At 60.5% G+C, this 8,360-nt stretch carries 9 protein-coding genes and 1 tRNA gene; 3 read left to right on the top strand and 7 right to left on the bottom strand.

What is annotated here, in order from left to right; all coding sequences use genetic code 11:
* A partial coding sequence (locus AC0L2A_RS31155) for a sulfurtransferase TusA family protein (RefSeq protein ID WP_473612069.1) occupies nucleotides 1-231 on the top strand: 231 nt, incomplete at its 5' end.
* Between the two features lie 169 nt (nucleotides 232-400).
* Here AC0L2A_RS31155 and AC0L2A_RS31150 read toward each other — a convergent pair.
* Complete coding sequence (locus AC0L2A_RS31150) at nucleotides 401-1,513, bottom strand: CobW family GTP-binding protein (protein ID WP_473612067.1); 1,113 nt, start codon at nucleotides 1,511-1,513, stop codon at nucleotides 401-403.
* A gap of 4 nt (nucleotides 1,514-1,517) precedes the next feature.
* Nucleotides 1,518-2,684: a D-alanyl-D-alanine carboxypeptidase family protein gene (locus tag AC0L2A_RS31145; protein WP_473612066.1), complete on the bottom strand. Its 1,167-nt coding sequence runs from the start codon at nucleotides 2,682-2,684 to the stop codon at nucleotides 1,518-1,520.
* 230 nt (nucleotides 2,685-2,914) lie between these two features.
* On the opposite strand from AC0L2A_RS31145, the gene AC0L2A_RS31140 reads away from it, so the two are divergent.
* On the top strand, nucleotides 2,915-4,078 hold the full coding sequence (locus tag AC0L2A_RS31140) for a M20 aminoacylase family protein (protein ID WP_473612064.1): 1,164 nt from the start codon (nucleotides 2,915-2,917) through the stop codon (nucleotides 4,076-4,078).
* A gap of 102 nt (nucleotides 4,079-4,180) precedes the next feature.
* On the opposite strand, the gene AC0L2A_RS31135 is transcribed toward AC0L2A_RS31140, so the two are convergent.
* Both AC0L2A_RS31135 and AC0L2A_RS31130 read right to left on the bottom strand, forming a co-directional pair.
* Nucleotides 4,181-4,327, bottom strand: coding sequence for a glycine zipper domain-containing protein (locus AC0L2A_RS31135; RefSeq protein WP_236368745.1), 147 nt, complete (start codon nucleotides 4,325-4,327; stop codon nucleotides 4,181-4,183).
* 72 nt (nucleotides 4,328-4,399) lie between these two features.
* Nucleotides 4,400-4,699, bottom strand: coding sequence for a hypothetical protein (locus AC0L2A_RS31130; protein WP_473612063.1), 300 nt, complete (start codon nucleotides 4,697-4,699; stop codon nucleotides 4,400-4,402).
* Nucleotides 4,700-4,849: 150 nt separating this feature from the next.
* Here AC0L2A_RS31130 and AC0L2A_RS31125 point away from each other — a divergent pair.
* Nucleotides 4,850-4,926 (top strand) — tRNA-Arg (locus AC0L2A_RS31125).
* 429 nt (nucleotides 4,927-5,355) lie between these two features.
* Here the strand turns inward: AC0L2A_RS31125 and AC0L2A_RS31120 are convergent.
* From AC0L2A_RS31120 to AC0L2A_RS31110, 3 genes are all read right to left on the bottom strand, one after another.
* The gene (locus AC0L2A_RS31120) at nucleotides 5,356-6,021 is read right to left on the bottom strand and encodes a methyltransferase family protein (protein ID WP_473512103.1); all 666 of its coding nucleotides are present in this window, start codon (nucleotides 6,019-6,021) and stop codon (nucleotides 5,356-5,358) included.
* Entirely contained in the window at nucleotides 6,005-6,823 is an 819-nt protein-coding gene (locus tag AC0L2A_RS31115; RefSeq protein ID WP_473612062.1) for a sterol desaturase family protein, read from the bottom strand. Before AC0L2A_RS31115 ends, AC0L2A_RS31120 begins: the two co-directional genes overlap by 17 nt.
* Nucleotides 6,824-6,944: 121 nt before the next feature.
* Nucleotides 6,945-8,084, bottom strand: a complete 1,140-nt coding sequence (locus AC0L2A_RS31110) for a hypothetical protein (protein ID WP_473612060.1) — start codon at nucleotides 8,082-8,084, stop codon at nucleotides 6,945-6,947.
* Nucleotides 8,085-8,360 lie beyond the last annotated feature (276 nt).

Raw genomic sequence — 8,360 nt, 5'->3', positions numbered from 1 at the left:
GCCCCCGCCCCCGTCTACGACCTCAAAGGGCTGAACTGCCCGTTGCCCGTGCTCAAGGCAAAAAAGCGGTTGGCCACAATGCAGCCGGGCAGCTGGCTATGGCTCGAAACCACTGACCCCCTCGCCGTCATCGACATTCCCGCCTTCTGCACCGAGATCGGCCATCGGTTGATCGAAACGGCAGCGGTTTCCGGCGGCCATCGCTTTCTGGTCGAGCGCGGCGGCGGCTGAGCGGGATAATCTCCCCCCTTGAGGGGGAGATGGCCGGCAGGCCAGAGGGGGTTGCCGCGCGTGAAGCGCCAACCTTATCTTTCGTTCCTACGGGGCGTCGCACCAGCCGAGACGACCCCCTCTGTCGCCTTCGGCGACATCTCCCCCTCGAGGGGGGAGATCAGCCGCTTCACCGCCCGGCGATGGCCAGCGGGTTGTTTTCCAGCGCTGCGCGGTCCGGCGAGTCGATCGACGGCCGGTTGGTGAAGGCGGCAAACAGCCGGCGGACGTAATCTTCCGGCATGTCGAGCGTGATCAGCACCAGCCTTGTGCCGCGTTGGCCGTTCGGCCAGGACGGCAGCCGCGCCGGCGGATGCAGGATCTTCTGGACGCCGTGGACGACCAGTGGCCGCGACGGGTCTTCCAGCAATTCGATGACGCCCTTCATGCGCAACAGGCGCTCGCCATGTGCTGATCGCAACAGGTCGAGGAACATCTCGATCGCCGAAAACGGCACCGGCCCGTCATGAACGAGCGAGTAGGAGCGCACGCGGGAATCGTGCCGATGGTCATGATCGTGGTCATGATCGCCGTGGTCACCATGGTGGTGGTGGTGGTGATCATGGGCGGCTTCCTCGCCCAGCCAGCGCCGCACGTCGGCGGACTTGGTGGCTGGGTTATAGAGGCCGCAATCGAACAGCGCCGCTGCATCGGTCCTTCTGTCACCCGCATCGAGCAGCTCGGCACCCGGATTGATCTGCCGCAGCCGCGCCCGCAAGGCCTCGACGTCGCGCGGATCGGTGGCCAGATCGGCTTTCGTCAGCACGATGCGGTCGGCGACCGCCGCCTGCTTCACTGCCTCGACATGGGCGTCGAGCGTCGCATCTCCGTTGACCGCGTCGACCAGCGTGATGACGCCGTCGAGCCGGAAGGCCTCGACCAGCGCCGGATGGGCCATGATCGACTGCAGCACCGGCGCCGGATCTGCGAGGCCGGTGGTTTCGATGACGACGCGGGCAAGCCGGGCGATGCGGCCGGTCTGCAGCCGGTCGACGAGATCGGCCAGCGTGTCGACCAGTTCGCCGCGCACCGTGCAGCAGAGACAGCCGTCGGAAAGCTGGATGATGCCGTCGGAGGCCTGTTCGACCAGGAGATGGTCGATCGCCACCTCGCCGAACTCGTTGATGATGACCGCGGTGTCGGCGAGCGCGGGATCCCTGAGCAGCCGGTTGAGCAGCGTCGTTTTGCCGGCGCCGAGAAAACCGGTCAGCACCGAAACGGCGATGGGAAAGCCGCTGCTCATCAGCCTAGTTCACTGCCTTGGCGGGCTCCTGGGCCGCAGTAGCGGAACCGATCACTGCCGGCTCCGCGCCGGGCGGCGGCGGCAGGTCGGGCCGCCAGCTCGGCAGCGGCACGTCGGCATATTCCTGGCCCGATGCATCGAGCATGGCTTTCGGTATCGGCCCGGTGGCGCCGCCAAGGCCGACTGCGACCAACGCCGGCGCGTGATCGAGTTTTTTTCGATAGGGAGATTTTGGCGCATTCTTATCGCCGACGGGGGCGGCAGCTTCCGACTGCTCCTTAGCCGGCTTCTTCCTGCAAATCTCGTCGTTCATGTCGTTGACCGATGTGGTGTCGCCATAGGAAGGCAGCGCCGCCACCGTCAGCCAGCCCGGTGTCGGCGTGGCAAAGCCTTGGTCGAGCAGCCTGGCGACGGTCTCGGCGCGGGTGATGGCCGACTTCTCGCCAAGCACCACCGCCACCAACGTGCGCCCGTCGCGTGTTGCCGAGCCGATCATGTTGAAGCCCGACGGACAGACGAAGCCGGTCTTCATGCCGTCGGCGCCGGGATAGCGGCCGATCAGAAGATTGTAATTCGAGATCTTCTTCTTGCCGACGGCCAGGCCCTCGATCGAGAACCATGGGGCATATTGTGGAAATTCCGTGCGGATCGCCATCACCAGCAAGCCGAGATCGCGCGCAGTTGTATACTGGTCCGGCGAAAACAGCCCGTTCGGGTTGACGAAATGCGTTCCGGTCATGCCGAGCCGGCGCGCCTCGGCGTTCATGCGCTCGGCGAAAGCGGCCTGCGAACCGCCGATGTTCTCGCCGATGGCCATGGCGACGTCGTTGGCCGATTTTACCAGTATCATCTTCAGCGCGTTATCGAGCCGCATGACCGAGCCGGGCTTGAAGCCCATCTTGCTCGGCGGCTCGCTGGCGGAACGCTTCGTCACCTTGATCGGCGAATCGACCTGGACGTCGCCGGCGGCAATCGCACGAAACGCCACATAGGCGGTCATCAGCTTGGTCAGCGAGGCAGGATACCAGCGCTTGAATGCCTCCTGGTGCTGGAGGATCTTGCCATTCTCCAGGTCGAACACGATCGTCGGATTGGCGAGAGCCGGGCCGGCCAGCGCCGCAAGCGCCACGGCGCCCGCGAGCAACAATTTGAGGAAACGCCTGTACCGCATGGTGGAATCCGAGATCGCCTCTTGCCGCAGTCGCCTCTGGCTCCGTAAGATTTGTTACGCGATCGCCAGCATGGTGATCCGGTCCCTCTATCCGGATCACTATCTTGCGGTGCTATTTAGCCTATGTGACGTCAAGATGGCAAAGTGCCTGAATGACAATTCTAAAACAGCAGGCACAATTGCAAAGCAGCAGGCAGAGCCCGTCTGCTCCAACAGCGAGATGGAACATCATGCCGATCCTGAACCGCGCCGCCGAAATGCAAGACGAGGTCGCCGGCTGGCGCCGCCATCTGCACCAGACGCCAGAGCTGAATTTCGACGTCTTCGAGACCGCCGCCTTCGTCACCGAGAAGCTGCAGGCCTTCGGTTGCGACGACGTGGTGACCGGACTCGGCAAGACCGGTGTCGTCGGCATCATCCGCGGCCGCCTGGGCGAAGGCACGAGCATCGGCCTGCGCGCCGACATGGATGCGCTGCCGCTCAACGAGATCACCGGGAAACCCTACGCCTCGACTATTCCGGGCAAGATGCACGCCTGCGGCCATGACGGCCACACCGCGATGCTGCTCGGTGCCGCCAAATATCTTGCCGAGACGCGCAATTTCGCCGGCTCCGTCGCAGTGATCTTCCAGCCGGCCGAAGAAGGCGGCGGCGGCGGCAACGAGATGGTCAGGGACGGCATGATGGAGCGCTTCGGTATCTCCAAGGTGTTCGGCATGCACAACATGCCGGGTCTGCCGGTCGGACAATTCGCCATCAAGCCGGGCCCGATCATGGCGGCGACAGCCGAATTCACCATCACGGTCAAGGGCAAGGGCGGGCATGCGGCGATGCCGCACGGCACCATCGACCCGATCGTCATCACCAGCCAGCTCGTCGGCGCTCTGCAGACGATCGCCTCGCGCAGCACCGATCCGGTCGAGGCTGTCGTGGTGTCGGTGACGAAATTCCACGCCGGCGACGCCTACAATGTCATTCCCGAGAGCGCCGAGATCGCCGGCACCGTGCGCACGCTGAAGAAGGAGGTCGCCAGGAAGGCTGAGCAGCGTGTGCGCGCCATCTGCGAGGGCGTGGGCGCGGCCTTCGGCGCAACGATCGAGGTCGATTACAAAGCCAATTATCCCGTCACCTTCAACCATCCGGAGGAGACGGTCTTTGCCAGCGATGTCGCCGCTGAAATCGCCGGCGAGGCACAGGTGCAACGCGCCATCCAGCCGGTGATGGGCGGCGAGGATTTCTCCTACATGCTGGAAGCGCGGCCGGGCGCCTTCATCTTCATCGGCAATGGCGACACCGCCGGTCTCCACAACCCTGCCTACGACTTCAACGACGAGGTCATCCCGCACGGCATGAGCTATTGGGTGAAGCTCGCGGAGACGGCGCTGGCCGCTTGATGCATCGGCCATAAAACCGCTGTGCGGCTTGATCCGAGGGGTGCGCTGCGATTGGGATGGTTGCAAGGCGGTCGGGCCCGGGACGTGGCGATGCTCCGATCGTCACTTCCGACCTGACCGCCTCCGCGCAAGACCCAAGGCAATGCCCAGGGCGATACCGATTCCGATACCCGCAATAATATTGTCCGACGCGACGCCGATAGCCACGCCGATCACAACGCCGAGTGTGATGTGTTTGGCATCCATCATGCCGGGTCATTTAGGGTGGAAGGGGAGTGCTGCAACCGCTGGTAGGCTGCCATCCGATGTTGCCTGGGATCGCTACGGCCCGCTCTTCGGGTCGTCGACCTCCAGCGCCTCCATGACGGGCGCCAGATCACTCTCTTCGGCCGGATCGGCGGCCTGCGGCTGTTCGCCTGTCCTGGCCTTTTTCAGAGCTTTCTCGATGGCCTCTTCGATGTCGCCGATCTCGTCTTGGCGCACCTCGTGGCCATAGCCGGCCGCATCGGCATCCTGCTCGAACTGCTGAACCAGGACGGCCACGCTCACTTCGCTTTCCGCGGGCAGGTTACCGACGTTCTCCTGGAGCCAGGTTTCGAAGAACTCTTTCGTGGCACTCATGCGGGTCTCTCCTTCGGCACACTAAAGCGCGGCGGTGGTCCGAAGTTCCGCTATTTCCGGCTCATCTTTGCGGTCCACTCGTGACCGGCCGATTGCGTCAAGCTTGCCTCTTGGCGAAACGGTCCGAAGCAGTTATGTGTCGGGCCGCGTGGTCCCGTAGCTCAGTAGGATAGAGCGGCAGATTCCTAATCTGTAGGTCACAGGTTCGATTCCTGTCGGGATCACCATAGTTTTCAATTACTTAGGGAGCCATCGCCGTACTTTTTTCTGCGATTTTGTATGGCGAACTTTGTACACGTTGTGGTCGTAGCGCGCTTTGTGTGCGCTTGGTGCCAGCCAGACACCGTTTTCATACGCAACGTGCAGTGCACTCAGGAAGAAGACAAAACAGATGATGAGACCAAATAGTTTACCAAACTCCTGGCTCCTGGACCACGCCCTGCTTCGAGACACGCTACGTCATCACGCCTGTTTCCGTTCCGGTCGCAACGCTTCAATTCGTCAGAAAGAACTAGAAGGGAACGCCTTGTAGCTCATGCCCTCAGGCGAGCGTCGAAAGAAGCGCCACAACGGGAAATTCCGCACGGCATATGGCCTGACGCCGTTGCCCGACAAGATACTCTATCTCGATCCTAACCAGGTGGCGCCGGAAACGATCAGCGGGCTGCCTTGACCACTCGAAATGGTAGCAGCATTGGCACTCGCCGTTCGTATTCCTGGTATTCGGGGAACGCGGCGCGCAGCACGCGCTCTTCGTTCACGGCCCGCCGGAACTGAAGCATAAACCAGCAGGCACCGACCGCAACCGACGAGATCGACCAGTTGGCGATGATAACACCGCTGATTGTGATCGCCTCCGCAACATAAAGCGGGTGTCTGACGATGCTATAGGGGCCGGCGATCACGAGCTTTCGAGCTGTCGCCATTATAGAAAATGACCGTCCAAGCCAAAGCAGGCAGTAGGCTGAAAGGATCGTGCCCACCACGATCATCGCGGTTCCAAACAGTCGAACTTCTGTTGGAACGGTTCCGACCGGGAGTACGACCAGCAAGAACATCACAAAGGTTCCCGCGATCGAGACTATGCGCGGTGCAAGGCCCGACGCGCTGGCCTTGGCCGGCAGCCTCACCAGCGTGAAAAAGAGCGACATAGCCATGAAGATCAAGGCAGCGATCCGAGAGATCAATACTAGCGACCATCCTTCGAGACTCTCGCGCGCATTGAATATGCCGCCAATTGTACCTGTTTCCAGCACTACCAGCGCCGAGAAAATAGCCAGGATCGCGGCCTGGCCGGCGAAGTCTTCAATTCGACTGGTCATGATTCAGCTCCGCCATTTGCAAGTCTGATGCGATGGGCCTTTTAGGCGTGGTGAACGGATAGGCGAGCTGTCCCAAATAGGCATCTGGCACCGGCTCGTCGGTCCCGTATTTCGTCGGCATCACTTCGGGCATGTACATCGTGCCGAATATCGCATCGATGATAGAAAGCTGGCCGGCGAAGTTCTTGTCGATGGCCGCTGGCTCGTTAGCATGGTGCCAATGATGAAAGAGCGGTGAGGCGACCACCCACTTGAACGGCCCAAACCCGATCCTGATGTTCGAGTGAATTAGTAGCGCCTGCCATTGGTAGATCAGCCCAGCGATGATGATTGGCCAGACCGAAAAGCCGAGGGCGTAGATCGGTAGGAGCGACGTCGCCTTGACGAAGAGTTGGTCGAGGGGATGAACACGGTGGGCAGCCAGGGCGTCCAGTTCTTCGATGCTGTGGTGGATCGCGTGAAAACGCCAAAGGAACGGCACAGAGTGGAGCGTCCTGTGGGCGACGTAGAAACCAACGTCCGAGATAACGATCACCTCGATCGTCTGGAGCCATATGGGCTGCGCCCGCACCGTTTCGCCGATGATACTCGGAACGGCTGAATTGATGGCCGTTATACAGGCGCCGACAAAGATCAGAAATCCGATCTTGAACAGCAGTCCGGTCACCAGCAGGTGAAGGAGGTCGGTTACGAACGCCCGTCGCAGGTACCGTCGCCCCTCATGCAGCGGCACCAGATGCTCCAGCGGAACGAAGATCATAAAAACGATCAGAATCGCTTTCAGATCGATTATCTCAAACATTATTGAAGCCCACCAAGCGGCTGACGCAGGTATGGCCGAACCGTTTTCCGACGCTGGCCTCCGCGTGGCGAGCGGTCCGGCCGGCTATCTGTGGCCATCACAAGATTGCCGCGGCAAGTGACTAGCGGAACAGATATTTTGATACCTCTGGATTGCCTCGTCGCCACATAACGTTATCCAGAAAGTAGTGGTGCACGTTGATGAATATCCACGCTATGAAGAGGAACAGCGACGAGCCGAGCACCTCTTTATTATAAGGAATCAAAGCAGACAACGCGATCGGGACCAGCCAGAAACCGAGAATCCCAAGAATACTGCCAATGATGATAAAGGCCAGCACTCGCAACCTATACATCGGGCCAATAATGGACAGGACCTTGAATTCGGGTTCTATAACAGCATCTGAACGGTCGAGCTCTACATTGGTCTGATAACGCCAGACCACCGCCAGGTACTGCAACGAATGGAGCGCCGGCACCACAAGCAACCAGAGCGGGTTTATCCTCACAAATAGAATCCAGGCGTATAGAGACACGACGTAAGCGACGACGCCGTTGTACGGTAGCGTGCCACCATGCTTGCGCCAGCGATTGATCAGCATCACGACAGTGGCTGCCGTGGAAGCAGCGGCGGCAAATACGGCAATATTGGTGACCCATGAGGGGGCGGCAAATGTGTAGTAGTCCAAGCCCCAGAATTGCCTTTCGGTGATCACCGCGTTTGTCTGAAGCCAGGCGAACAGCCATACGGCATAGCCGTTGAACAGCAGCACTTTCTTGTCTTGCTCGTTGAAGAACCTGCGCTTCAATACGGCGTCCACCATCAGCATGCCGTAGCCTTGCTTGACATAGTGCCAGCCCACAAAAAAGGCCATCGCATTGCCAGCATAACCCAGCAGGCGCGCATTCCCCGCTATTGAACCGTAAGCAAAAAAACCGCCCATGATCAGCGGGACGACAATGCCCGCGAAGATGTAACGGACCTGAAGGTTCTTGTCATATCCGTCTCCGCGCACCTTCCGCCCGAAATTGCGATAGAAAAGTTGATAAGAGTGGGCAAAGTGCGGATGGTTTATCAGATGAGCCAGCAACAACATCGTTGCGCCCAGGAAACCTTCGTACTTAAGAGGGACAAAAAACAAGACCGGCAGGATGAGCAACGCGCTCCCGCCAAGCATGAGAAAGTCAGCGACCGGACCAAAAAGATACTTCTGTGGGGCCGCCGCCACAGGAACTGCATCCGCCGAAAGGTGAAGTGCCATATTTATGCCCCGTGGGGAAACTCATTTAACAAGCCCGTCGTTTCCTAACGGTTAACGTGAAACGGTTGTGATCACGATAATTGTTGGTCGTTCCATCGCTGCGGCATATCTTCTTCTTACGCCCGTCGCGATAGCGTTCCAGGCAAAGCGCATTGGGGGAATCGCAATCGCGGGGCGGGCCCCGCACAGGGAGGGGGGGGGCCCCCCCCCCCCCCCCGCCGGGGGAAAGCCCAAAAAAAAGGGTTGTTACCCCGCCCCCCCGGGGGAATGAGGGGG

The organism is Mesorhizobium sp. WSM4844 (assembly GCF_055811775.1).
Note: the sequence above shows the minus strand (reverse complement) of the source record. Positions and strands in the feature narration are given on the sequence as shown.